The organism is Pseudomonas shirazensis (assembly GCF_050496565.1).
Classification (GTDB): Bacteria; Pseudomonadota; Gammaproteobacteria; order Pseudomonadales; family Pseudomonadaceae; genus Aquipseudomonas; species Aquipseudomonas shirazensis_A.
In genome coordinates this window covers 58,944-82,065 of the sequence record NZ_JBNWAE010000012.1, presented here as the reverse complement: position 1 = coordinate 82,065, position 23,122 = coordinate 58,944, and the positions used below count along the sequence as shown (strand labels likewise).

General features: G+C 60.0%; 20 protein-coding genes. 4 read left to right on the top strand and 16 right to left on the bottom strand.

The features are described 5' to 3' along the window. The first annotated feature begins 8 nt into the window (after positions 1 to 8). The gene (gene fabB / locus ACQZ2L_RS17935) at positions 9 to 1,229 is read left to right on the top strand and encodes a beta-ketoacyl-ACP synthase I (RefSeq protein ID WP_101318171.1); all 1,221 of its coding nucleotides are present in this window, start codon (positions 9 to 11) and stop codon (positions 1,227 to 1,229) included. Positions 1,230 to 1,307: 78 nt separating this feature from the next. On the opposite strand, the gene ACQZ2L_RS17930 is transcribed toward fabB, so the two are convergent. Beyond that, positions 1,308 to 2,312, bottom strand: a complete 1,005-nt coding sequence (locus tag ACQZ2L_RS17930; RefSeq protein ID WP_430327199.1) for an amidohydrolase family protein — start codon at positions 2,310 to 2,312, stop codon at positions 1,308 to 1,310. Positions 2,313 to 2,426: 114 nt separating this feature from the next. Here ACQZ2L_RS17930 and ACQZ2L_RS17925 point away from each other — a divergent pair, with 114 nt between their 5' ends. Next, positions 2,427 to 3,290: a pirin family protein gene (locus ACQZ2L_RS17925; protein WP_430327198.1), complete on the top strand. Its 864-nt coding sequence runs from the start codon at positions 2,427 to 2,429 to the stop codon at positions 3,288 to 3,290. Here the strand turns inward: ACQZ2L_RS17925 and ACQZ2L_RS17920 are convergent. From ACQZ2L_RS17920 to ACQZ2L_RS17905, 4 genes are all read right to left on the bottom strand, one after another. After that, entirely contained in the window at positions 3,279 to 4,025 is a 747-nt protein-coding gene (locus ACQZ2L_RS17920; RefSeq protein WP_430327197.1) for a dienelactone hydrolase family protein, read from the bottom strand. The genes ACQZ2L_RS17925 and ACQZ2L_RS17920 overlap by 12 nt on opposite strands. A gap of 74 nt (positions 4,026 to 4,099) precedes the next feature. Then, entirely contained in the window at positions 4,100 to 6,007 is a 1,908-nt protein-coding gene (gene htpG / locus ACQZ2L_RS17915; protein WP_101318162.1) for a molecular chaperone HtpG, read from the bottom strand. 96 nt (positions 6,008 to 6,103) lie between these two features. Beyond that, positions 6,104 to 6,562, bottom strand: coding sequence for a PaaI family thioesterase (locus tag ACQZ2L_RS17910; RefSeq protein WP_430327196.1), 459 nt, complete (start codon positions 6,560 to 6,562; stop codon positions 6,104 to 6,106). Continuing rightward, the gene (locus tag ACQZ2L_RS17905; RefSeq protein ID WP_430327195.1) at positions 6,562 to 7,038 is read right to left on the bottom strand and encodes a PaaI family thioesterase; all 477 of its coding nucleotides are present in this window, start codon (positions 7,036 to 7,038) and stop codon (positions 6,562 to 6,564) included. The genes ACQZ2L_RS17910 and ACQZ2L_RS17905 overlap by 1 nt, the downstream gene beginning before the upstream one ends. A gap of 149 nt (positions 7,039 to 7,187) precedes the next feature. Here ACQZ2L_RS17905 and ACQZ2L_RS17900 point away from each other — a divergent pair, with 149 nt between their 5' ends. Beyond that, entirely contained in the window at positions 7,188 to 7,454 is a 267-nt protein-coding gene (locus ACQZ2L_RS17900; RefSeq protein WP_430327194.1) for a hypothetical protein, read from the top strand. A 50-nt stretch (positions 7,455 to 7,504) separates the two neighbouring features. Here the strand turns inward: ACQZ2L_RS17900 and ACQZ2L_RS17895 are convergent, their stop codons facing one another. The 11 genes from ACQZ2L_RS17895 to sdhC all read right to left on the bottom strand — a co-directional run bounded on the left by ACQZ2L_RS17895 (position 7,505) and on the right by sdhC (position 21,435). After that, positions 7,505 to 8,269, bottom strand: coding sequence for a DUF599 domain-containing protein (locus tag ACQZ2L_RS17895; protein ID WP_430327193.1), 765 nt, complete (start codon positions 8,267 to 8,269; stop codon positions 7,505 to 7,507). Between the two features lie 200 nt (positions 8,270 to 8,469). Further along, on the bottom strand, positions 8,470 to 9,783 hold the full coding sequence (brnQ, locus tag ACQZ2L_RS17890; RefSeq protein WP_430327192.1) for a branched-chain amino acid transport system II carrier protein: 1,314 nt from the start codon (positions 9,781 to 9,783) through the stop codon (positions 8,470 to 8,472). Between the two features lie 311 nt (positions 9,784 to 10,094). Next, positions 10,095 to 10,979 (bottom strand): succinate--CoA ligase subunit alpha, encoded by an 885-nt coding sequence (gene sucD / locus ACQZ2L_RS17885; protein WP_101318141.1) that lies wholly within the window; start codon positions 10,977 to 10,979, stop codon positions 10,095 to 10,097. Beyond that, on the bottom strand, positions 10,979 to 12,145 hold the full coding sequence (gene sucC / locus ACQZ2L_RS17880) for an ADP-forming succinate--CoA ligase subunit beta (protein WP_008091914.1): 1,167 nt from the start codon (positions 12,143 to 12,145) through the stop codon (positions 10,979 to 10,981). The genes sucD and sucC overlap by 1 nt, the downstream gene beginning before the upstream one ends. Positions 12,146 to 12,318: 173 nt before the next feature. Further along, positions 12,319 to 13,755 carry a dihydrolipoyl dehydrogenase gene (lpdA, locus tag ACQZ2L_RS17875; protein WP_101318139.1) on the bottom strand — a complete coding sequence of 479 codons (1,437 nt, stop codon included), beginning with the start codon at positions 13,753 to 13,755 and terminating at the stop codon, positions 12,319 to 12,321. 92 nt (positions 13,756 to 13,847) lie between these two features. Then, the gene (gene odhB / locus ACQZ2L_RS17870) at positions 13,848 to 15,074 is read right to left on the bottom strand and encodes a 2-oxoglutarate dehydrogenase complex dihydrolipoyllysine-residue succinyltransferase (protein ID WP_430327191.1); all 1,227 of its coding nucleotides are present in this window, start codon (positions 15,072 to 15,074) and stop codon (positions 13,848 to 13,850) included. A 42-nt stretch (positions 15,075 to 15,116) separates the two neighbouring features. Then, positions 15,117 to 17,948 (bottom strand): 2-oxoglutarate dehydrogenase E1 component, encoded by a 2,832-nt coding sequence (locus ACQZ2L_RS17865; protein WP_430327190.1) that lies wholly within the window; start codon positions 17,946 to 17,948, stop codon positions 15,117 to 15,119. Positions 17,949 to 18,193: 245 nt separating this feature from the next. Then, positions 18,194 to 18,898 (bottom strand): succinate dehydrogenase iron-sulfur subunit, encoded by a 705-nt coding sequence (locus ACQZ2L_RS17860; RefSeq protein WP_101318133.1) that lies wholly within the window; start codon positions 18,896 to 18,898, stop codon positions 18,194 to 18,196. Between the two features lie 12 nt (positions 18,899 to 18,910). Further along, complete coding sequence (gene sdhA, locus ACQZ2L_RS17855; protein ID WP_103436748.1) at positions 18,911 to 20,683, bottom strand: succinate dehydrogenase flavoprotein subunit; 1,773 nt, start codon at positions 20,681 to 20,683, stop codon at positions 18,911 to 18,913. Between the two features lie 3 nt (positions 20,684 to 20,686). After that, entirely contained in the window at positions 20,687 to 21,055 is a 369-nt protein-coding gene (gene sdhD, locus ACQZ2L_RS17850; protein WP_101318128.1) for a succinate dehydrogenase, hydrophobic membrane anchor protein, read from the bottom strand. Then, on the bottom strand, positions 21,049 to 21,435 hold the full coding sequence (sdhC, locus tag ACQZ2L_RS17845; protein ID WP_430327189.1) for a succinate dehydrogenase, cytochrome b556 subunit: 387 nt from the start codon (positions 21,433 to 21,435) through the stop codon (positions 21,049 to 21,051). The genes sdhD and sdhC overlap by 7 nt, the downstream gene beginning before the upstream one ends. A 350-nt stretch (positions 21,436 to 21,785) precedes the next feature. On the opposite strand from sdhC, the gene gltA reads away from it, so the two are divergent. Beyond that, the gene (gltA, locus tag ACQZ2L_RS17840; protein ID WP_430327188.1) at positions 21,786 to 23,075 is read left to right on the top strand and encodes a citrate synthase; all 1,290 of its coding nucleotides are present in this window, start codon (positions 21,786 to 21,788) and stop codon (positions 23,073 to 23,075) included. Positions 23,076 to 23,122 lie beyond the last annotated feature (47 nt).

The window sequence follows — 23,122 nt, the reverse complement described above, 5'->3', positions numbered from 1 at the left end:
TTATTCGCATGCGCCGCGTCGTTATCACTGGTCTGGGCATCGTATCGTGCCTGGGCAATGACAAAGAGACCGTCACCGAAAACCTGCGCAAGAGCCGTCCGGGCATTCGTTTCAACCCGGAATACAAGGAAATGGGGCTGCGCAGCCAGGTTTCCGGTTCCATCGACCTGAACCTCGAAGAACTGATCGACCGCAAGGTGTTCCGCTTCGTCGGTCACGCCGCTGCCTACGCCTACCTGGCGATGCAGGACGCGATCAAGGACTCGGGGCTGAGCGAAGAGCAGGTTTCCAACCCACGCACCGGCCTGGTAGCAGGCTCCGGCGGCGCATCGACCCTGAACCAGATGGAAGCGCTGGACACCCTGCGCGAGAAAGGCGTCAAGCGCGTCGGTCCGTACCGGGTTACCCGCACCATGGGCAGCACCGTTTCCGCGTGCCTGGCCACGCCGTTCAAGATCAAGGGCATCAACTACTCGATCTCGTCGGCCTGCGCCACCAGTGCACACTGCATCGGTACCGCTCTGGAGCAGATCCAGTGGGGCAAGCAGGACATCGTCTTCGCCGGTGGCGGTGAAGAAGAGCACTGGAGCCAGTCGTTCCTGTTCGATGCCATGGGCGCCCTGTCGACCAAGCGCAACGAAACCCCTGAGCTGGCTTCGCGCGCCTACGACGCTGACCGTGACGGTTTCGTCATCGCTGGCGGCGGCGGTATGGTCGTGGTCGAGGAGCTGGAACACGCCCTCGCCCGTGGCGCCAAGATCTATGCTGAAATCGTCGGCTACGGTGCAACTTCCGACGGTTACGACATGGTCGCGCCAAGCGGCGAAGGCGCCATCCGCTGCATGCAGCAGGCGCTGTCGACCGTTGATACACCAATCGACTACCTCAACACTCACGGCACCTCGACTCCGGTCGGCGACGTTGCCGAGATGAAAGGTGTGCGTGAAGTGTTCAAGGACAAGGCACCGAAGATCAGCTCGACCAAGAGCCTGTCCGGCCACTCGCTGGGCGCCGCTGGCGTGCACGAGGCGATCTACTGCCTGCTGATGATGGAAAACAACTTCATCGCCGGCTCCGCCAACATCGATGAGCTGGACCCTGAAGTTGCTGACCTGCCAATCCAGCGTGAAACCATCGAAAACGCGAAGATCGACACCGTCATGAGCAACAGCTTCGGCTTCGGCGGCACCAACGCCACCCTGGTGCTCAAGCGCTGGGAAGGCAAGTAAGGCCTGACTGCTGAACTGAAAACGCCCCGACTGGTTCGGGGCGTTTTTGTTTCTGGCATTTGAAGGGTTCAGCGCCGCTCAATGGCCCTTGGGCAGCACCGCCAGGAAGTTGTCCCGCGCCACCTTGTGCGCCACCTCTTCGCTCAAAGCATCCAGGAATGGATCGAAGCCATGCAGCTCCTTGCCCAGGCTGTCGAACCGACCAACCACATCCGAACCCAGCATGAACCGGTCAGGGTACTGCTCGACCAACTCGACCCAGGCCGTGCGCGGCTTGCCTGCCTCGTCGAGCAGATACGGTTCGAGCACACTCCAGGACAGGTCGATGTACAGGTTGGGATAGTCTTTCAACAGACGCGTCACTACCGGCAAGAGAAAGTCCATCTGCGTCTGATGCCGATGAATCTCCATGCTGGTACCGGCATGCGCCCAGATGAAGCGGGTGTGCGGATGATTGCGCAGCGGCTCTTCCAGCTCGGCCAGGTACAGCGGGTTGCGCTCGCGCTTGGAGGTGATGTTGGAGTGGATCAGCACAGGCAGATCACGCTCTGCGGCCAGGTGATAAATCCGCGTCATGGCCTCGTTGTTGGCCCTTGGCGTATCGCCGCTGGTCAGCGCAGTCAGGTCGTCGTGGCGGGTGAATACCTCGCCAATCCCTTGCCACATCCCCGGATACAGCTCGAGCATGCGCTCGATGTGGCTGGCTGCGTTCTTGTCGACCGGGTTGAAGCCGGTCAGGAATGGATGGAAGCGCTTGCGTTGCTCGGCCGGTAGCTTCTCCAGTGCGGCCGCCACATAAACGTCGGTGGCGCTGTACCAGTAGGCATCGGCATCATCGCCGGCGTAGTAGCGCGGGCGTTTGGGTTCGTCCTCGTGCCACTTCTTCGCCACTGACACTCCGGAAATCATCGACTGATCGATACCAGCCTTGTCCATCGCCGCAAGCAGTGCCGGCATACCCTCGGACTCCTGGAAGAAGTCGACGTAGTGCAGATGGGCATCGCTGTAGCGATAGTCACGCGCCTGCGCAGCGTGGCACAGCAGGCCCGAAACCAGTACCGCAGCCAGTGCTCTGGCAATCATGGCAGTTTCCTTGAGCTTATTCGAACAGAGTAGACCTGCGCCCGATGGCGGCGGTTCAGCAATAGCTGGCAAGCCGCTATGCTTGCAGCCTCAGCCCTGTGTCTGGAGCCTTGCATGAGCCGCCCGTTGATTATCCGCCCACGCGCCGAAACCATCTCAGGCCAGCCCATTCTGCGGCCGCTACCTTCGGCGCAGTGCCGCAGCGTCGGCCCGTTCGTGTTCTTCGATCATATGCTCGCAACTGACTACGCTGCGGGCAGCGGCGTGGATATTCACCAACATCCCCACATCGGCCTGGCGACCCTGACCTATCTGTTCGAAGGCGAACTGCTGCACAAGGACAGCCTTGGCTCTGATCAACGTGTGCGGCCTGGCGAGGTCAGCTGGATGAGTGCCGGCCGCGGCGTGGCTCATGTCGAGCGCACGCCGGCCGAGCTGGTCGCAAGCGGTTCACGGCTGCACGGGCTGCAGGTGTGGCTGGCGGCGCCGCGTGAACACGAGCAGGCACTGCCCAATTACAGCCATCACCCCGCTGCGAGCTTGCCGGTCAGCGACAGCCTGGGCGTGCGTATCTGTTTGATTGCCGGTCAGGGCTTTTGCCTAGAATCGCCGGTGCCGGTGCTTTCCCCTACCCTGTCCGCGCACATCGCAATGCAACCGGCAACCAGCCTGCTGATTCCCACTGAACATACCCAGCGTGGGCTGTATCTGCTGGAGGGCGAGGTGTTGCTCAATGATGAACCGGTCGAGTCGCATAGCTTGCTGGTGCTGCCAGAAGGCGAGGAACTGACGCTGTACGCGCAAGGTGAATGCCAGCTGGCACTGATCGGCGGCGCGCCGCTGGATGGGCCGCGGCGGATGGACTGGAACTTTGTTGCCAGTGACCCGGCACTGATCGAACAGGCACGGGCCAACTGGGCTGCCGGGCAATGGCCAGTGGTGGCCGGAGAAACCCAGCGGATCGAGTTACCCCGCTAGCGGAGCAGGATCCGGTTTGAACACTTCTTCGAGCAGATTGTGCATGGCCTTGAACGCGCGCTGCGAGGTGCGCCAGTCAAACTGCATCTTGCCCGGTACGTTCGCCGCCGGATCGGTGAACGAGTGCACCGCGCCGCCGTAGCTGACCAACTGCCAATCGACCTTGGCCGCGTTCATTTCCTGCTCAAAGGCAGGCAGCTGCTCGCGGGGTACCAGTGGATCGCTGGCGCCGTGCAGCACCAGTACCGAACCTTTGATGTTGCCGGCATCAGTGCTGTCAGGTGTGTCGAGGGTGCCGTGGAACGAGACAGTGGCTTTCAGATCAGCGCCACTGCGGGCCAGCTCCAGTGCACAGCAACCACCAAAACAGAAGCCGAACGCCGCCACCTTGCCCGGCGCCAGCACCGCCTTGGACTGCCCCAGCAACTGGGCCAGGGCGGCGTGCATGCGCTGGCGCAGCTCACCACGATCGTTTTTCAGCGGCATCATGGCGGCGCCCGCTTCATCTGCATTGGTCGGCCGCACCAACTGCCCATAGAGGTCGGCGATCAGCACCACATAGCCTTTCTCGGCGACTTCCCTGGCAATGCGCTCGGCACCTTCGCCGATGCCCATCCAGTTCGGCGCCATCAGCAGAGCAGGTTTTGCTTCTGCGCCTGGGGCGTATACCAAGCGGCTCTCGTAAGCCTTGCCGGCGTGGTGGTAGACCAACGATTCGACGATTGCTTTGCTCATCAAGGTTCTCCTAGTCCTGGCACAAAAGACCGTAATAAAAAAGCCCGCCGAAGCGGGCTTATTCAGCGCTTATCTCAAGCAGACAGCTCGACCAGCAGCTTGTTCAGGCGACGCACATACGCCGCCGGGTCCTTGAGACTATCACCAGCGGCCAAGGCCGCCTGATCGAACAGAATGTGCGAAAGCTCGCCGAAGCGGTCTTCGCTCTGCTCGTGATCCAGCTTCTCGATCAGCGGGTGAGCCGGGTTAAATTCGAAGATCGGCTTCGAATCCGGCACCTTCTGCCCGCTGGCCTCGAGGATCTGCCGCATCTGCAAGCCCAGGTCCTGCTCACCGATGGCCAGAATGGCTGGCGAATCGGTCAGGCGATGCGAGACACGCACCTCGGCGACACTGTCACCCAGGGCAGCTTTCAGACGCTCGACCAGGCCTTCTTTTTCCTTGGCGACTTCTTCCTGGGCTTTCTTGTCTTCTTCCGAATCCAGCTTGCCCAGGTCAAGGTCACCGCGGGCAACATCGACGAAGCTCTTGCCGTCGAAGTCGCTCAGGTAGCTCATCAGCCACTCGTCGATACGATCGGTCAGCAGCAGCACTTCGATGCCTTTCTTGCGGAAGACTTCCAGGTGCGGGCTGTTCTTGACCTGCGCGTAGGTTTCGCCGGTGAGGTAGTAGATCTTGTCCTGGCCTTCTTTGGCGCGGGCCAGGTAGTCAGCCAGCGACACGCTCTGCTCGCCGCTGTCGTCGTGGGTCGAAGCGAAGCGCAGCAGGCCGGCGATCTTCTCTTTGTTAGCGAAGTCTTCTGCCGGGCCTTCCTTGAGGACCTGACCGAAGTTTTTCCAGAAGCCCTTGTACTGCTCGGGTTCGTTCTTCGCCAGCTTCTCGAGCATGTCCAGCACGCGCTTGGTCAGCGCAGTTTTCATCGAGTCGATGATTGGATCTTTCTGCAGGATTTCGCGCGAAACGTTCAGCGACAGGTCATTGGAGTCGACCACGCCCTTGATAAAGCGCAGGTACAGCGGCAGGAACGACTCAGCCTGGTCCATGATGAAAACACGCTGCACGTACAGCTTCAGACCACGCGGCGCTTCGCGCTGGTACAGGTCGAACGGCGCGCGGGCCGGGACGTACAGCAGCGAGTTGTATTCGAGCTTGCCTTCGACCTTGTTGTGGCTCCAGGCCAGCGGGTTTTCGAAGTCATGGCCGATGTGCTTGTAGAACTCCTGGTATTCCTCGTCCTTGACCTCGGTACGCGGACGGGTCCACAGGGCGCTGGCGCGGTTGACGGTTTCCCATTCCTGCGCAGGTGCGGCTTCGCCTTCAGCGGCTTCGGCCTGCTCTTTAGGCAACTGGATTGGCAGGGCAATGTGGTCGGAGTACTTCTTCACCACGTTACGCAGGCGCCAGCCGTCAGCAAACTCCTGTTCTTCCTTCTTCAGGTGCAGAACGATGCGTGTGCCGCGTTGTGGCTTGTCGATGGTGGCGACTTCGAATTCGCCCTCACCTTTCGACGACCAGTGCACGCCTTCAGCAGCTGGCTGGCCAGCACGACGGCTGTAGACGTCGACCTGGTCGGCAACGATGAACGCCGAATAGAAGCCCACGCCGAACTGACCGATCAGGTGCGAATCCTTTTTCTGGTCGCCGCTGAGGTTTTTCATGAAGTCGGCAGTGCCGGACTTGGCGATGGTGCCCAGGTGCGCAATGACATCTTCACGGCTCATGCCGATGCCGTTGTCTTCCAGGGTCACAGTACCGGCCTCGGCGTCGAAGCTGACGCGGATCTTCAGGTCGGCGTCGCCCTCGAGCAGCTCTGGCTTGGCCAGGGCTTCGAAACGCAGCTTGTCAGCGGCGTCGGAGGCGTTGGAAATAAGCTCGCGAAGGAAAATTTCCTTGTTCGAGTACAGCGAGTGGATCATGAGGTGCAGCAGCTGCTTTACCTCGGTCTGGAAGCCCAGGGTTTCTTTTTGTGTCTCCACACTCATGGTCTTCAAAACTCCGATCTGATGGCAATGGTCGCCCGGCAGGCCGCGGTGGCCGGCGTTTACGGCGGGATGTCCAACAGATGGGGGCATGGCAAACTATTTCAAGGGCGTTTCCGGTTCGATCTTGAAATGAGCCCGGGCCATGGCGATCGGCAGGTTGCGATCATCCTGCCAGGCACTGATCGCGACATTGGTCACGCGCCGCCCCTGGCGCCAGAGCTGGCAGCTGGCGTAGGTGTCGCGCAGATAACCGGCACGCAGGTAGTCGATGGAGAAATCGATGATTTTCGGAATGCTCGCGCTGTCGCTGTAGACCAGCAGATAAAGCGCCGCCGACAATTCCATGAAGCCTGCGATGACGCCACCATGAATGGCCGGCAACAGCGGGTTGCCGACATTGTCGGCGCTGGCTGGCAAGCGGAACAACAGCTGCTCGCCCTGGCGCTCGCACTCGATACCGATGAGCCCCGCATACGGAATCAAAGACAGCAGTGGTGCGTAATCACCCACAGCGTGGGCCTGGTTGAGCCGCTGGCGAACGTCTGCGGGAATCATCAGCCCTGCCCTCCATCGAGCTTGCCAGCAAAGCGGATACCACCCCTGGCCTGCTGCCCCAGGCGCATGAAAGTCCCCACCACCTGGCAAATAGGCTGCTCGGGGTCATCCTGATAGGCCATGCCACGGGTGAAAATCACATCGCGGGTGACGCGATAACAGTGGGCGTGGCCGTAGATGTCCTTGCCGGCCTCGGCGGGGTGCATATAGTCGATGCGCAGGTCCAGGGTCGGGCACACTTCGAACTGCGCCAACGAACACAACGTGGCCATGCCGCAGGTGGTGTCCATCAAGGTGGTCAGCGCGCCGCCATGGACTGCACCAGTCTGTGGATTGCCAACCAATAGCGGCGACCAGGGCAGCAGCAGGGTCATGCCGCCAGCATCAGCTTGATGCACGCGCATGTTCAATAACTGGCAGTGCCGCAGTGCCGACAGGAAGCGTTCAGCCATGGCGGTCAGAGTCGAATCGGTCACCATTTAGCCCTCGGCGGCGTGACAGCACAAACGCGTTGAAAATTCCATATTGGACGCGCACTTATATATCTGTAATCTCTGTGGAACTAATTTCGCGCACTTGAACTCGAAGGATCAAGTAAGTTATTCCACCCAAGGAGAGACACCCCATGCGTAAACCTTTTGCTTTTGCTCTGATGCTGGCTGCTGCCATGGGCCTGGCTGCTTGCGACAAGGCAAGCGAAAACAAGGCCCAGGATGCACAGGAACACGCTGAGCAAGCCCAGGAAAAAGTTGGCGAAGCTCAGGATAAGATGAACGAAGCTGCCAAGGAAAACGCCGAAGCTGCCAAAGACCAGGCTGAAGCGCAGCAAAAAGCCGCTGAAGAAGCTGCTGACAAAGGCGAGCCGGCCCCGACTGCACCAGTCAAGCCGTAATCGCAGCACAAAAAAAACCCGACATTGTCGGGTTTTTTTATGCCTGAAGTTTAACGATTAACCGTTTCAGTCAACACTGCGGCCGGCTCTTTCGGCGCGTCACCAGGGACACTTTCAGTCGGCGTGAACACCATCACTTCCAATACATCGGAGTGGAACTCGCGGCGATAAAGAATCAGCACTACGCCCAAGCTGACGACCATGAATAGCCACGGGTTGATGAACCAGGTCAACATGGCCATGCCGAAGTAATAGGCGCGCAAGCCGAAGTTGAACTGGTTGGCCGCAAGTGACAGTACCCGTGCCGCCCGCGCAGCAAATGCCTTGCGCTCAAGTTCGTTGACCAGGCGCTCACCGATCATCGGCGCCGAGCCCACCAGCACCGCTGCAAAGTTGTACTGGCGCATGCACCAGCTGAAGGTGAAAAAGGCATAGACGAATACCGCCGCCAGGCCCAACAGCTTGACCTCCGACATGCCCTGCGAAGCCACCTGCACATACGGCAGGTCGGCCAGCAGCGATACGGCGCGGTCCGACGCCCCCAGCACCGTGAGGATACCGGCAAGGATGATCAACGTGCTGGAGGCGAAGAACGAGGCATTGCGCTCAAGGTTGCCGATCACACTGGCATCGGCAATGCGGTTGTCGCGCAGCAGCATGCGCCGCATCCAGTCTTCCCGATAGAGGTGCAGAACGCTGGCCAGGCAGGCCGTATCGCGGCCCTTCCAGATTGCATAGCGGGTGTAACCACCCCAGCACAGGGCAAACCAGCAGACTGCCAACAGATTGCTCAGGTTGCTTTGGATAAAGCTCATGCAGGTTCTCGACCGTTCAGGTGCACAAAAGGATATCGGTTTCGACGCCCGAATGTGGCAAAAGACACGCGCTGCCTCACAAAGGCCCACCGCCAGGGCCTAAAAAACCCCGCGGCCTCACGGACACGGGGTTTTGTCATTCAGCTGCAGCAAACGCGCAATTGGCTTGTGGCCAGCGCTCGACACAAGCTGTCAGTGCATCAAGCCAACGCTTCGCGCGGCTTGCCCAGCATGCGGTCGCAAATGACTGCCACACCGAGCGTGACCACAGACGGCACCAGCCAGGCCAGGCCCTGCTCGCTCAGCGGCAGGTGTGCCACGGCATCCGGCAAGATATGAGCAAGCGGCGTGCCCTTGATCGCGTCAACTACACCGAACAGCAACGAGACGGCCATCACTGGGCCCATGATACGCACCGGCGAGTTCCAGATCTCTTTGCAGAAACTCAGCGCCACCAGCACGATGCACGGCGGATAAATTGCCGTCAGCAACGGGATCGAGAACATGATCAGCTTGGTCAGGCCAAGGTTCGAGACCACCAGCGAGAAGCCAGCCAAGATCACCACCAGCGTGCGGTATGACAGCGGCAGAATCTGGCTGAAGTACTCGGCGCAGGCGCAGGTCAGGCCAACCGCAGTTACCAGGCAGGCCAAGGCGATCAACACCGCCAGGAAGCCGCTACCGAGTGAGCCAAAGGTGTGTTGCACATAGGCATGCAGCACGGCCGCGCCGTTGGTGGCGTCAGCGGCGATGTCATGGCTGCCGGCACCGAGGCGGAACAGGCTGATGTACACCAGTGCCAGCCCTAACCCGGCGATCAAGCCGGCGATGATTGCATAGCGGGTGATCAGCTTTGGCGACTCGACCCCACGCGAGCGGATCGCGTTGACGATGACGATACCGAAGACCAGCGCACCGAGGGTGTCCATGGTCAGGTAGCCATTGATGAAGCCTTGCGAGAACGGCGCGGCAACGTAAGCCGGCTGTGCTTCGCCGATGGTACCGGCTGGCAGCGCGAACGCGGCGATACCCAGGGCTGCCAGGGCGAGGATCTTCAGCGGTGCAAGGAAGCGGCCCACTGTATCCAGCAGCTTGCCGGGGTACATGGACACTGCCAGCACGATGATGAAGTACACCAGGCTGTAGATGAACAATGCCAGCGGGCTTTCACCGGTCAACGGCGCTACGCCCACTTCGAACGACACCGTCGCCGTGCGCGGGGTGGCGAACAGCGGGCCAACCGACAGGTAGCAGACCGCCGCCAGCAGGCCGCCGAAGAACTTGCCGATCGGGCTGCTCAACGCGTCCATGCCGCCGCCGACCTTGGCCAGGGCGACCACAGTGATAACCGGCAGGCCAACTGCAGTGACGAGGAAGCCCAGGGCTGCCATCCACACATGCGGGCCTGACTGCAAGCCCACGATCGGCGGGAAGATGATGTTGCCGGCACCGACGAACAGCGCGAACGTCATAAAGCCAAGCGCCAGAATATCCTGGCCTTTGAGAACTTTCATTTAAGGAAATACCACACTACTGAAATCGGGATTTAGAGAGGGATTTCCCCTTGGATGAGGGAAATATGGGACCGTCCGGGTGGGACAGACCTTTTTGACATACCCGCACCCTTTTGGGGCGCCGACACGAAAGTGGGCGACAGTGTAACCAAGTTGCACCCCGACTGCACGGCTGGCGGTCGAGGTGTCTCGCCAATGCAATTGGCTGTCGCGGTTATGAACGACAGGCACGGCGAGCCGACTTGCAGTGCTGCCGAAAACGACAAAGGCCACCCGAAGGTGGCCTCTGTGCGCGTGGGGAGTCTAGCGTATTACTTCTTGGCTTCCCAGCCAGTCAGCTCGGCCAGGGCCTTGCCGATGTCGGCCAGCGAACGCACGGTTTTAACACCCGCGTCCTGCAGCGCTGCGAACTTCTCGTCTGCAGTGCCTTTGCCGCCAGAGATGATTGCACCCGCGTGACCCATACGCTTGCCCGCAGGAGCGGTAACACCAGCGATGTAGGAAACGACCGGCTTGGTCACATTGGCTTTGATGTAGGCAGCGGCTTCTTCTTCAGCCGAACCGCCGATCTCGCCGATCATGACGATCGCTTCGGTCTGCGGGTCTTCCTGGAACAGCTTCAGGATGTCGATGAAGTTCGAGCCTGGGATCGGGTCACCGCCGATGCCGACGCAGGTCGACTGGCCGAAGCCGGCGTCGGTGGTCTGCTTGACAGCTTCGTAGGTCAGGGTGCCGGAACGCGACACAATACCAACCTTGCCTGGCAAGTGGATGTGACCTGGCATGATGCCGATCTTGCACTCGCCCGGAGTGATCACGCCTGGGCAGTTAGGGCCGATCAGGGTAACACCCAGTTCGTCGCACTTGACCTTGGCATCCAGCATGTCCAGGGTAGGAATGCCTTCGGTGATGCAGACGATCAGCTTGATGCCGCCCAGGGCAGCTTCAAGGATCGAGTCCTTGCAGAAAGGAGCTGGAACGTAGATGACCGAAGCGTCAGCGCCGGTAGCTTCTACAGCTTCTTTCACAGTGTTGAACACTGGCAGGCCCAGGTGAGTGGTGCCGCCTTTGCCCGGAGTCACGCCGCCAACCATCTTGGTGCCGTAGGCGATGGCTTGTTCGGAGTGGAAAGTGCCCTGCGAGCCGGTGAAGCCCTGGCAGATGACTTTGGTGTCTTTATTGATCAGGACGCTCATTACTTGCCCTCCGCAGCTTTGACAACTTGTTGAGCAGCGTCGGTCAGGCTGGTTGCAGCAATGATGTTCAAACCGCTTTCTGCCAGTACTTTAGCGCCGAGCTCGGCATTGTTGCCTTCCAGACGGACGACAACCGGTACCTTGACGCCGACTTCTTTCACAGCGCCGATGATGCCTTCGGCAATCATGTCGCAGCGAACGATGCCGCCGAAGATGTTGACCAGTACGGCCGCGACATTGCTGTCGGACAGGATGATCTTGAAGGCTTCGGTCACGCGCTCTTTGGTAGCACCACCACCTACGTCGAGGAAGTTGGCTGGCTTGCCGCCATGCAGGTTGACGATGTCCATGGTGCCCATGGCCAGGCCAGCACCGTTGACCATGCAACCGATGTTGCCTTCCAGCGCTACGTAGTTCAGCTCGAAGCTGGCAGCGTGGGCTTCACGAGGATCGTCCTGGGACGGGTCGTGGAAGGTCTTCAGCTTAGGCTGACGGTACATTGCGTTGGCATCGATGTTGATTTTGGCATCGAGACAATGCAGGTCGCCGTCGGCCTTGATGACCAGCGGGTTGACTTCCAGCAGGGCCAGGTCGTGTTCTTTGAACAGCTTGGCCAGGCCTACGAAAATCTTGGCGAACTGTGCAACTTGCTTGCCTTCCAGACCCAGCTGGAACGCCAGTTCACGACCCTGGAATGGCTGAGCGCCAACCAGTGGATCGATAGTAGCCTTGATGATCTTCTCAGGAGTTTCGTGAGCGACTTTCTCGATGTCCACGCCACCTTCGGTGGACGCCATGAACACGATACGACGGCTCGAACGATCGACTACAGCGCCCAGATACAGCTCTTTGGCGATGTCAGTGCAGGACTCGACCAGGATCTTGGTCACTGGCTGACCGTTGGCGTCAGTCTGGTAAGTCACCAGACGCTTGCCCAACCACTGTGCAGCGAACGCCTTGGCGTCTTCTTTGCTGCGAACCAGCTTGACGCCGCCCGCTTTACCGCGACCACCTGCGTGAACCTGGGCTTTTACAACCCACTCGGAACCGCCGATCTTGTCGCAGGCTTCTGCTGCTGCTTCAGGGGTGTCGACTGCGAAACCCTTGGAAACTGGCAGGCCGTATTCAGCGAACAGCTGCTTACCCTGATACTCGTGAAGATTCATGCTTTATACCGTCTTCGTTAGGTACTGCGCTTCGGCGCTGCGCCAACAATGGCGCCGCACCACCTGTGACCGTTAAACCTTCGGGTGGTCCCGAAGGTCCGGTCCGGCGGACGTTCCGCGGTGAGTCATGCACGCAGGACTCACGACGGGCGACCCGCCGTGGTTTCTTATAATTAACGCTTCTTGCGGTTGGCGACGTGGATGGCACCGCCATTCACAGCCAGAGCGGCTTCATGCAGCGCTTCGGACAGAGTCGGATGGCTGAACACCATCATGCCGATGTCTTCGGCGCTGGTGCCGAATTCCATTGCGATTGCGCCCTGCTGAACCAGTTCGGCAGCCGATGGGCCAATCACGTGCACACCCAGAACGCGGTCGGTCTTGGCATCGGCGATGACCTTGACGAAACCACCGGTGTCGTTGGCAGCCATCGCACGGCCGCTGGCCGCGAACGGGAAGGTGCCCACGTTAACCTCTACGCCTTCAGCCTTCAAGGCTTGTTCGGTCTTGCCGACCCAAGCGATTTCCGGGTGGGTGTAGATAACCGATGGGATCAGGTCGTAGTTCATCTGAGCCTTGTGGCCCTTGATGCGCTCGACAACCATGATGCCCTCTTCCGAGGCCTTGTGCGCCAGCATCATGCCACGCACCACGTCACCGATGGCGTACACGCCCGGCACGCTGGTCGCGCAGTAGTCATCGACGAAGATGTAGCCACGCTCGTCGATGTCGACGCCGCTGTCGGCCGACAGCAGTTCAGTGGTCACTGGACGACGGCCGACCGCAACGATCAGCTTGTCGAAGGTGATCTTCTGCTCGCCGTTGGCATCGGTGTAAGTCACTTCGACTTCGTTGCCGTTGACTTGCGAGCCGGTCACGCGAGCGCCCAGCTTGATGTCCAGGCCTTGCTTGGTCAGGGTCTTCTGGGCTTCCTTGGCAACTGCAGTGTCGGCAGCCATCAGGAAGGTATCCAGCGCTTCCAGAACGGTCACCTGAGCACCCAGACGCGACCATACCGAACCCAGTTCCAGGCCGATCACGCCAGCGCCGATCACGCCCAGACGCTGCGGAACGGTCTGGAACTCCAGGGCACCGGTGGAGTCGACGATGACGTTCTGGTCGACCGGAGCCGGCGGAATGTCGATCGGACGCGAGCCGGAGGCCAGGATCACGTTTTCGGCTTCGATGATTTCGGTGGTGCCGTCAGCCTTGGTGACTTCGACTTTCTTGCCAGCCAGCAGTTTGCCGTGGCCCTGGATCGAAGTAACACCGTTGGCCTTGAACAGGGTGGCAACACCGCTGGTCAGGTTCTTGACGATGCCAGCCTTGCGGCCAACCATTGCAGCAACGTCCATCTTCACTTCGCCAGTGGAGATACCGTGAACGTTGAAGCTCTCTTTGGCTTCCTTGTACTTCCAGGAGCTGTCCAGCAGCGCCTTGGAAGGAATGCAACCGACGTTCAGGCAGGTACCGCCCAAGGCCAGTTTGCCTTCGGCGTCGGTGTACTTCTCGATGCAGGCGGTGCTCAAGCCAAGCTGAGCGGCCTTGATCGCGGCAACATAGCCGCCAGGGCCCGCACCAATCACTACCACGTCGAATTTCTGGGTCATAAAAGATTCCTTTTCAGCTACAAGCTGCAAGCCTCAAGCGGCAAGCGACGGGCTCGCACGGGAGCCGGCCGGTTGCCGCTTGCAGCTGCGTGTTAGATGTCCAGCAGCAGACGAGCCGGGTCTTCCAGCAGGTTCTTGATGGTGACCAGGAAGGTTACCGCTTCCTTGCCATCGATCAGACGGTGATCGTAGGACAGCGCCAGGTACATCATCGGGCGAATGGCAACCTGGCCATTGACCGCCATCGGACGCTGGATGATGTTGTGCATGCCCAGAATAGCCGCCTGCGGCGGGTTCACGATCGGGGTCGACATCATCGAGCCGAATGTACCACCGTTGGTGATGGTGAAGGTACCGCCGGTCATGTCTTCGATGCCCAGCTTGCCGTCACGTGCCTTCTTGCCGAAGGTGGCGATGCCGTTCTCGATTTCCGCCAGGCTCATCTGCTCGGCGTTGCGCAGTACCGGAACCACCAGGCCACGGTCGCTGGAGACGGCAACGCCGACGTCAGCAAAGCCGTGGTAGACGATGTCGGTGCCGTCGATCGAGGCGTTGACTGCCGGGTAGCGCTTGAGCGCTTCGGTGGCGGCCTTGACGAAGAACGACATGAAGCCCAGGCGTACGCCATTGTGGGACTTCTCGAACAGGTCCTTGTACTTCGAACGCAGGGCCATGACTTCGGTCATGTCGACTTCGTTGAAGGTGGTCAGCATGGCCATGTTCGACTGGGCTTCGACCAGACGCTCGGCGATCTTGGCGCGCAGACGGGTCATCGGCACACGCTTCTCGGTACGGTCGCCAGCGGCGGTCAGTACTGGAGCGGCAGCAGCAGCGGCAGGCTTGGCAGCAGGAGCCGCGGCAGGCGCGGACTTCTTGTTGGCAACAGCAGCAACCACGTCTTCCTTGGTGATACGACCGCCTTTGCCAGTGCCGGCAACGGTAGCCAGATCGATACCGCCTTCTTCAGCCAGCTTGCGCGCGGCCGGTGCAGCGATCGGGTCGTCTTCAGCAGCGTCGGCAGCAGCGGCCGGCGCAGCGCCGCCAGCAGCAGGCGCGGCAGCAGGTGCAGCGGCAGCAGCGCCGCCTTCAACGATCGAACCCAGCAGTTCGTCGGAGAGAACGGTGTCGCCCTCGCCCTTGACGATCGGGCCGAGTACGCCGTCGGCAGTGGCGAGCACTTCCAGGACGACTTTGTCGGTCTCGATGTCGACGATCAGCTCGTCACGCTTGACGGCGTCGCCCGGCTGTTTGTGCCAGGTGGCAACGGTGCCGTCGGCAACCGATTCCGGGAAGGTTGGGGCTTTGATCTCGATAGCCATTAGCAGTGTTTCCTTAAATTCGGTTTCAGGTGCGCGAAAGCATTAAACAGTGAAGGCGTCTTGCAGCAGTTTTTCCTGCTGTTCGGCGTGCTTCGATGCGTAACCACAGGCAGGCGCGGCAGAAGCGTCGCGGCCGGCGTATTCCAGGACCAGTGCCTTGTTGTGGCGGCCCAGGATACGGCGCATATGGTGCTGGCTGCTGTACCAGGCGCCTTGGTTCATTGGCTCTTCCTGGCACCAGACGGCCGCCTTGAGGTTGCTGTACGGCGCCAGGATTTCGACCAGGTCGTCTTCCGGGAACGGATACAGCTGCTCGATACGCACGATGGCAATATCTTCGCGGCCTTCGGCACGGCGTTTTTCCAGCAGGTCGTAGTAGACCTTGCCACTGCACAGGATCAGGCGTTCGACCTTGGCCGGATCGAGGCTGTCGATTTCCGGGATCACGGTCTGGAACGAGCCCTCTGCCAGGTCTTCCAAGGTCGACACGGCCAGCTTGTGGCGCAGCAGCGACTTCGGCGTCAGGACCACCAGCGGCTTGCGCAGCGGGCGGATCACCTGGCGACGCAGCAGGTGGTAGATCTGTGCCGGGGTGGTCGGTACGCACACCTGGATGTTGTGCTCGGCGCACAGCTGCAGGTAACGCTCCAGACGCGCCGAGGAGTGCTCAGGACCCTGGCCTTCGTAGCCGTGCGGCAGCAGCATGGTCAGACCGCACAGACGGCCCCACTTGTGCTCGCCACTGGTGATGAACTGGTCGATCACCACTTGCGCACCGTTGGCGAAGTCGCCGAACTGGGCTTCCCAGATCACCAGCGCGTTTGGCTGAGTGGTCGAGTAACCGTATTCGAACGCCAGCACTGCTTCCTCGGACAGGAACGAATCGTACAGGTCGAAACGTGGCTGGCCCGGGTACAGGTTCTGCAACGGGATATAGGTGCTGGCGTCCTTCTGGTTGTGCAACACCGCGTGGCGGTGCGAGAAGGTGCCGCGGCCGATATCCTGACCAGTCATGCGGATCGGGTGACCTTCGAAGGCCAACGTGGCGTACGCCATGGTTTCGGCATAGCCCCAGTTGATCGGCAAGCCACCGGCCTGCATCTTCTGGCGATCTTCGTAGATCTTCGACACCTGACGCTGCACGACGAAGCCTTCCGGCATCTCCAGCAGTTTGGCCGACAGGTCCTGCAAGGTCTTGAGGTCGAAACGGGTGTCGTGACGCGCGGTCCAGGCATGGCCCAGGTATGGACGCCAGTCGACGAACAGCTCGCGGTTCGGCTCCTTGACCAGGCTCTTGACCACATGCAGACCGTTGTCCAGCGCGTTGCGGTATTCGTCGATCTTGGCCTGAGCACGCTCGGCGTCGACACGACCGGCCTGGATCAGCGACTCGGCGTACAGCTCACGGGTGGTGCGCTGCTTGCTGATCTGCTGATACATCAGTGGCTGGGTGCCGTTAGGCTCGTCCGCTTCGTTGTGGCCGCGGCGACGGTAGCAGACCAGGTCAACCACCACGTCACGCTTGAACTGCATGCGGTAATCGATGGCCAGCTGAGTCACGAACAGCACAGCTTCCGGGTCATCACCGTTGACGTGCAGGATCGGCGCCTGAATCATCTTGGCGACGTCGGTGCAGTACTCGGTGGAACGCGAGTCGAGCGGGTTGCTGATGGTGAAACCAACCTGGTTGTTGATCACGATGTGCACGGTACCGCCGGTCTTGAAACCGCGGGTCTGCGACATCTGGAAGGTTTCCAGCACCACACCCTGGCCAGCGAACGCAGCATCACCGTGAATCGAGATCGGCAGTACCTTGTCGCCAACGCTGTCGTTGCGACGGTCCTGACGGGCGCGCACCGAACCCTCCACCACTGGCGAGACGATTTCCAGGTGGGACGGGTTGAACGCCATGGCCAGGTGAACTTCACCACCCGGGGTCATCACGTTCGACGAGAAGCCTTGGTGATACTTAACGTCACCCGAGCCCAGCTCGTTCATCTTCTTGCCTTCGAACTCGTCGAACAGCTCGCGCGGGTTCTTGCCGAAGGTATTGACCAGCACGTTCAGACGGCCACGGTGGGCCATGCCAATCACGACTTCCTTGGTGCCGTAGGAGCCCGAGCGCTGGATCATTTCGTCCAGCATCGGGATCAGGCTCTCGCCACCTTCCAGACCGAAGCGCTTGGTACCTGGATACTTGGTGCCCAGATACTTCTCGAGGCCTTCACCTGCGGTGACACGCTCAAGCAGATGCGCCTGCACATCAGCGGAAAACTCCGGACGCCCACGCACGCTTTCGAGACGCTGCTGGAACCAGCTGCGCTGCTCGGAATCGACGATGTGGGTGAACTCGGCGCCGATGGTGCGACAATATGTCTTCTCCAGCGCATCGTGAATTTCGCGTAGGCTCGCTTCCTCTTTGCCGATGAACAGGTCGCCGGCACGGAAGGTCGTATCAAGATCGGCATTGGTCAAGCCGTAGTGATTGATCGACAGGTCTACGGGCGCAGGGCGCTGCCACAACCCCAACGGGTCGAGCTTGGCAGCCTGATGGCCGCGCATACGATAGGCCTGGATCAGTCGCAGAACTTCAACCTGCTTCTTCTCGTGTTCACTGCTCACGCTCCCGGCGGAAACCGGTTGAGCGCGGCGCTGGTTCTTTGCCAGCAGTACGAAATGGTCGCGGATTGTCGAGTGCGATACATCGGTAGCGGTGCTGCCGTCGGCGGGCAACTTCTGGAAGTAGGTGCGCCACTCTTCTGGCACAGCGTTAGGGTCGTGCAGGTAGAGTTCGTAGAGCTCTTCCACATATGCAGCGTTACCACCTGAAAGGTGGGCGCTTTCCCACATGCGCTGCATCACGCTTTCTTGCATGCTTGGTCACCCTCGTTCGGGGACGAATCGGCAAGTACCTCAATACGCATGAGAAAGCCCGAGAACAGCGACCAATCACGCCACCGAGGATCCTGCAGATTTTCCGGGTACCAGCCCGGAAGCCCCTGCTGGTCTCAAATCTTCATAGGTAATGGGCGTGGGCCTTGTCGACCCCTGCCCGGGTTTCACCTCCGCGCGGGCTCACCACCCGCGCTTCAGTGTCTTGCACTTGCAACAGCTGTGTATCAGGTGCCGCTTTGCAGCAGCATGTTACGTACGTGACCGATTGCCTTGGTCGGATTCAGACCTTTAGGGCAAACGTTTACGCAGTTCATGATCCCGCGGCAGCGGAATACGCTGAACGGGTCATCCAGGGACGCCAGGCGCTCCTGAGTTTTCGTGTCGCGGCTGTCGGCCAGGAAGCGATAGGCCTGCAGCAGTGCAGCTGGACCGAGGAACTTGTCCGGGTTCCACCAGAACGACGGGCAGGAAGTCGAGCAGCAAGCGCACAGGATGCACTCGTACAGACCATCCAGCTTCTCGCGCTCTTCTGGCGATTGCAGGCGTTCGATAGCCGGAGCTGGCGAATCGTTCTGCAGGAATGGCTTCACCTTCTCGTACTGCTTGTAGAAGATGCTCATATCGACGACCAGGTCACGGATAACTGGCAGGCCCGGCAACGGACGCACGACCAATTTGTTACCTTTTACTACGGCAGACAGCGGCGTGATGCACGCCAGGCCGTTCTTGCCATTGATGTTCATGCCGTCGGAACCACAGACGCCTTCACGGCAGGAGCGACGATAAGAGAAACCCTCGTCCTGCTCCTTGATCAGTGCCAACACGTCCAGCACCATCAGGTCCTTGCCACCGGTGTCGACTTCGAAAATCTGAGTTTTCGGCGCCGAGTCGGTGTCCGGGTTGTAGCGATATACTTCGACTTTCAACATAGCGGCCACCCCTTAGTAAGTCCGGATTTTTGGTTCAAACGCCGGTACGGTCTTCGGTGCGAAATTGACTGCGCGCTTGGCAACCCGCTTCTCACCTGGGAAGAACAGGGTGTGGCACAGCCAGTTTTCGTCGTCACGATCTTCGAAGTCTTCACGGGCGTGAGCACCGCGCGACTCTTTGCGCACTTCTGCGGCGATCGCAGTAGCTTCGGCAACTTCCAGCAGGTTCTGCAGCTCCAGCGCTTCGATCCGCGCGGTGTTGAAGGCCTGGGACTTGTCGTTGATCTTGACGTTGGCAATACGCTCGCGCAGCTGAGCCAGCTGCTCGATGCCCTTCTGCATGTATTCGCCGGTGCGGAACACGCCGAAGTAGTTCTGCATGCAGCTTTGCAGCTCGCGACGCAGGGTAGCCACGTCTTCGCCATCGGTGCGCTGATTGAGCTTGTTCAAGCGGCTCAGGGCGACTTCGATGTCGGTGTCGCTGGCGTCGGTGTAGGTGATGCCGTCGGACAGCGCTTTTTCCAGGTGCAGACCAGCAGCACGGCCGAACACCACCAGGTCGAGCAGCGAGTTGCCACCCAGGCGGTTGGCGCCGTGAACCGATACGCAGGCCACTTCACCCACGGCGAACAAGCCCGGGATGATCTGGTCGACGCCGTCGGCGTCCTGGGTCATGGCCTGACCATGAATGTTGGTGGCAACGCCGCCCATCATGTAGTGGCAGGTTGGTACGACCGGCACCGGCGCGACCACTGGGTCGACGTGGGCGAAGGTCTTGGACAGCTCGCAGATACCTGGCAGACGGCTGTGCAGCACTTCTTCGCCGAGGTGGTCGAGCTTGAGCATCACGTGATCGCCATTCGGACCACAGCCGTTACCGGCGATGATTTCCTTGACCATCGAGCGGGCCACAACGTCACGACCAGCAAGGTCCTTGGCGTTAGGCGCATAGCGCTCCATGAAACGCTCGCCGTGCTTGTTGATCAGGTAACCGCCTTCACCGCGGCAACCTTCGGTGACCAGTACACCAGCGCCGGCGATGCCGGTCGGGTGGAACTGCCACATCTCGATGTCCTGGACCGGAACGCCTGCACGCAGGGCCATGCCGATACCGTCACCGGTGTTGATCAGGGCATTGGTGGTCGATGCGTAGATACGGCCCGCACCGCCAGTCGCCAGTACAGTGGCCTTGGCCTTGATGTACAGGGTTTCGCCGGTTTCGATGCAGATCGCGATCACACCAACGAAGGCGCCGTCCTGGTTCTTCACCAGATCGACTGCGTAGTACTCGTTGAGGAACGTGGTGCCGGCTTTCAGGTTACCCTGGTACAGAGTGTGCAGCAGCGCGTGACCGGTACGGTCGGAAGCTGCGCAAGTACGCGCCGCCTGGCCGCCCTTACCGAAGTCCTTGGACTGGCCGCCGAACGGACGCTGATAGATACGGCCAGTTTCGGTACGCGAGAACGGCAGACCCATGTGGTCCAGCTCGAACACCGCAGCCGGGCCTTCCTGACACATGTATTCGATAGCGTCCTGGTCACCAATATAGTCCGACCCCTTGACGGTGTCGTACATGTGCCAGCGCCAATCGTCGTTCGGGTCAGCCGAGGCGATTGCACAGGTGATGCCGCCCTGGGCGGATACAGTGTGCGAACGGGTCGGGAAGACCTTGGTGATCACGGCAGTCTTGTGACCGCCCTGTGCCAGCTGCAGCGCAGCGCGCATGCCGGCACCGCCACCACCAACAATGATGGCGTCGAATGAAATCGTTGGAATCATAGCCATGAATCAGATACCCCAGAGAATCTGCACACCCCAGACGAAGTAAGCGAACATCGCAACGCCGCATACCGCCTGGAACAGGAAACGAATCGCAGTCGCCGACTTGCCCAGCGCCATTGGCGTCAGGTAGTCAGTGGCGATGGTCCACATGCCGACCCAGGCGTGAGCGCCGAGGGCCACCAGGGCCAACAGACTGAAGATTCGCATCGCATTGTTGGAGAACAGAGCGTGCCACTGGGCAAACTCGATACCCGGGTGGGCAACGAGGTAGCCGATCAGGAAGATGAAGTAAGCCGCGAGAACGACCGCAGATACGCGCTGCGCCATCCAGTCATAGAGGCCCGAACGCGAGAGGTTCGTGACGTTAGTTACCATATCCAAACTCCTGCCAGCACGATCACCACTACGGAAACAGCGATGATGATTTTCGAGCCCAGTCTTCCGCCTTCCAGTGTCTCACCGATGCCCATGTCCATGATCAAATGGCGCACGCCGGCAACCAGGTGATACAGCAAGGCAGAGAGGAGACCCCACGCCACGAACTTGGCCAGCGGACTGGTCAAGCACGCCTTCACCTCGCCGAAACCTTCCTCCGAACCCAGGGATTTGCTCAATGCGTAAAGCATGATCGCCAAGCCCAGGAAGAGAATGATGCCGGAGACACGGTGCAGGAATGACGTAATACCGGTAATGGGGAGTTTGATGGTCCTTAGGTCTAGGTTTACAGGTCGTTGGCTTTTCACGGCTTTTTTCACACTGAAGAGCCCCAAGCTAACAGGGCAAAGTTGTTGGTAAGTGTACTGGTCAGGTACCCACCACCCAGGGAACGGCGACCCCCAGCAATCGGGCTTGCAAGCCCTTGGCGGTCGGCTGCCGAGTATAGACAGTTAGGCTGCTTATGACAACGTGATGGGCTAGCCCAAATAGCGCATTGCCTTTAGCGAACAAAAGGCGTAAACGGGCGCCAATTTCTTGAAAAATCAGGCCTTAGGGGGTGATTCAACCCACCTTTAGGCAAATTGACATCTGAATTTATCCCTCTATAGTGGTGCGGGCCCTGCGTGGGGGGTCTGTCTGATGATTTCAAGCATTAATAGGAGGCCACATGGCTGACAAAAAAGCGCAGTTGGTCATCGAGGGCGCAGCCCCCGTCGAGCTGCCCATTTTAACCGGCACCGTTGGTCCCGATGTAATCGACGTCCGCGGGTTGGGGGCTTCTGGTCACTTCACCTTCGACCCAGGTTTCATGGCGACTGCCTCGTGCGAGTCGAAGATCACCTACATTGACGGCGACCAGGGTATTCTGCTGCACCGCGGCTACCCGATCGAGCAACTCGCCGAGCAATCGGACTACCTCGAAACCTGCTACCTGCTGCTCAACGGCGAACTGCCGAATGCCGAGCAGAAGGCGCAGTTCGTCAGCACCGTCAAGAACCACACCATGGTTCACGAGCAGCTGAAGTCGTTCTTCAACGGTTTCCGCCGCGACGCTCACCCGATGGCGGTGATGTGCGGTGTGGTCGGCGCCCTTTCGGCGTTCTACCACGACTCCCTGGATATCAATAACCCGCAACACCGCGAAATCTCCGCGGTGCGCCTGGTCGCGAAAATGCCGACCCTGGCCGCGATGGTTTACAAGTACTCCATGGGCCAGCCGATGATGTACCCGCGCAACGACCTGTCGTACGCGGAAAACTTCCTGCACATGATGTTCAACACCCCGTGCGAGATCAAACCGATCAGCCCGGTGCTGGCCAAGGCAATGGACCGGATCTTCATCCTCCATGCCGACCACGAGCAGAACGCTTCGACCTCTACCGTACGTCTGGCCGGCTCGTCGGGTGCCAACCCGTTCGCCTGTATCGCAGCCGGCATCGCCGCACTATGGGGCCCGGCACACGGCGGCGCCAACGAAGCCGTACTGACCATGCTCGATGAAATCGGCGATGTTTCCAACATCGACACCTTCATCGCCAAGGCCAAGGACAAGAACGATCCGTTCAAGTTGATGGGCTTCGGTCACCGCGTCTACAAGAACCGTGACCCACGCGCCACCGTGATGAAGCAGACCTGCGACGAAGTCCTGCGCGAGCTGGGCATCAAGGACGACCCGCAACTGCAACTGGCCATGCGCCTTGAAGAGATCGCTCTGACCGATCCTTACTTCATCGAGCGCTCGCTGTATCCGAACGTCGACTTCTACTCGGGGATCATCCTCAAGGCGATCGGCATTCCGACCAGCATGTTCACCGTGATCTTTGCCCTGGCACGTACTGTCGGCTGGATCTCGCACTGGAAAGAAATGCTCTCCAGCCCGTACAAGATTGGCCGTCCACGTCAGCTGTACACCGGTGAGCCGCAGCGCGACATCGTCAACCTGACGGATCGCAAGTAAGCATCGCTGGTTAAATGCTGAATGCGTAAAAAAGGCTGCCCTCGGGC

Coding starts and splice junctions, on each gene's coding strand:
- ACQZ2L_RS17900 (WP_430327194.1), top strand. CDS start 7,188: ATGCGTAAACCTTTTGCTTTTGCTCTGATGCTGGCTGCTGCCATGGGC.
- sdhA (WP_103436748.1), bottom strand. CDS start 20,683: ATGGCTATGATTCCAACGATTTCATTCGACGCCATCATTGTTGGTGGT.
- ACQZ2L_RS17930 (WP_430327199.1), bottom strand. CDS start 2,312: ATGATTGCCAGAGCACTGGCTGCGGTACTGGTTTCGGGCCTGCTGTGC.
- odhB (WP_430327191.1), bottom strand. CDS start 15,074: ATGGCTATCGAGATCAAAGCCCCAACCTTCCCGGAATCGGTTGCCGAC.
- gltA (WP_430327188.1), top strand. CDS start 21,786: ATGGCTGACAAAAAAGCGCAGTTGGTCATCGAGGGCGCAGCCCCCGTC.
- htpG (WP_101318162.1), bottom strand. CDS start 6,007: ATGAGTGTGGAGACACAAAAAGAAACCCTGGGCTTCCAGACCGAGGTA.
- brnQ (WP_430327192.1), bottom strand. CDS start 9,783: ATGAAAGTTCTCAAAGGCCAGGATATTCTGGCGCTTGGCTTTATGACG.
- ACQZ2L_RS17920 (WP_430327197.1), bottom strand. CDS start 4,025: ATGAGCAAAGCAATCGTCGAATCGTTGGTCTACCACCACGCCGGCAAG.
- sucD (WP_101318141.1), bottom strand. CDS start 10,979: ATGAGCGTCCTGATCAATAAAGACACCAAAGTCATCTGCCAGGGCTTC.
- sdhD (WP_101318128.1), bottom strand. CDS start 21,055: ATGGTAACTAACGTCACGAACCTCTCGCGTTCGGGCCTCTATGACTGG.
- lpdA (WP_101318139.1), bottom strand. CDS start 13,755: ATGACCCAGAAATTCGACGTGGTAGTGATTGGTGCGGGCCCTGGCGGC.
- ACQZ2L_RS17925 (WP_430327198.1), top strand. CDS start 2,427: ATGAGCCGCCCGTTGATTATCCGCCCACGCGCCGAAACCATCTCAGGC.
- fabB (WP_101318171.1), top strand. CDS start 9: ATGCGCCGCGTCGTTATCACTGGTCTGGGCATCGTATCGTGCCTGGGC.
- sucC (WP_008091914.1), bottom strand. CDS start 12,145: ATGAATCTTCACGAGTATCAGGGTAAGCAGCTGTTCGCTGAATACGGC.
- ACQZ2L_RS17860 (WP_101318133.1), bottom strand. CDS start 18,898: ATGTTGAAAGTCGAAGTATATCGCTACAACCCGGACACCGACTCGGCG.
- ACQZ2L_RS17895 (WP_430327193.1), bottom strand. CDS start 8,269: ATGAGCTTTATCCAAAGCAACCTGAGCAATCTGTTGGCAGTCTGCTGG.
- ACQZ2L_RS17865 (WP_430327190.1), bottom strand. CDS start 17,948: ATGCAAGAAAGCGTGATGCAGCGCATGTGGGAAAGCGCCCACCTTTCA.
- ACQZ2L_RS17910 (WP_430327196.1), bottom strand. CDS start 6,562: ATGATTCCCGCAGACGTTCGCCAGCGGCTCAACCAGGCCCACGCTGTG.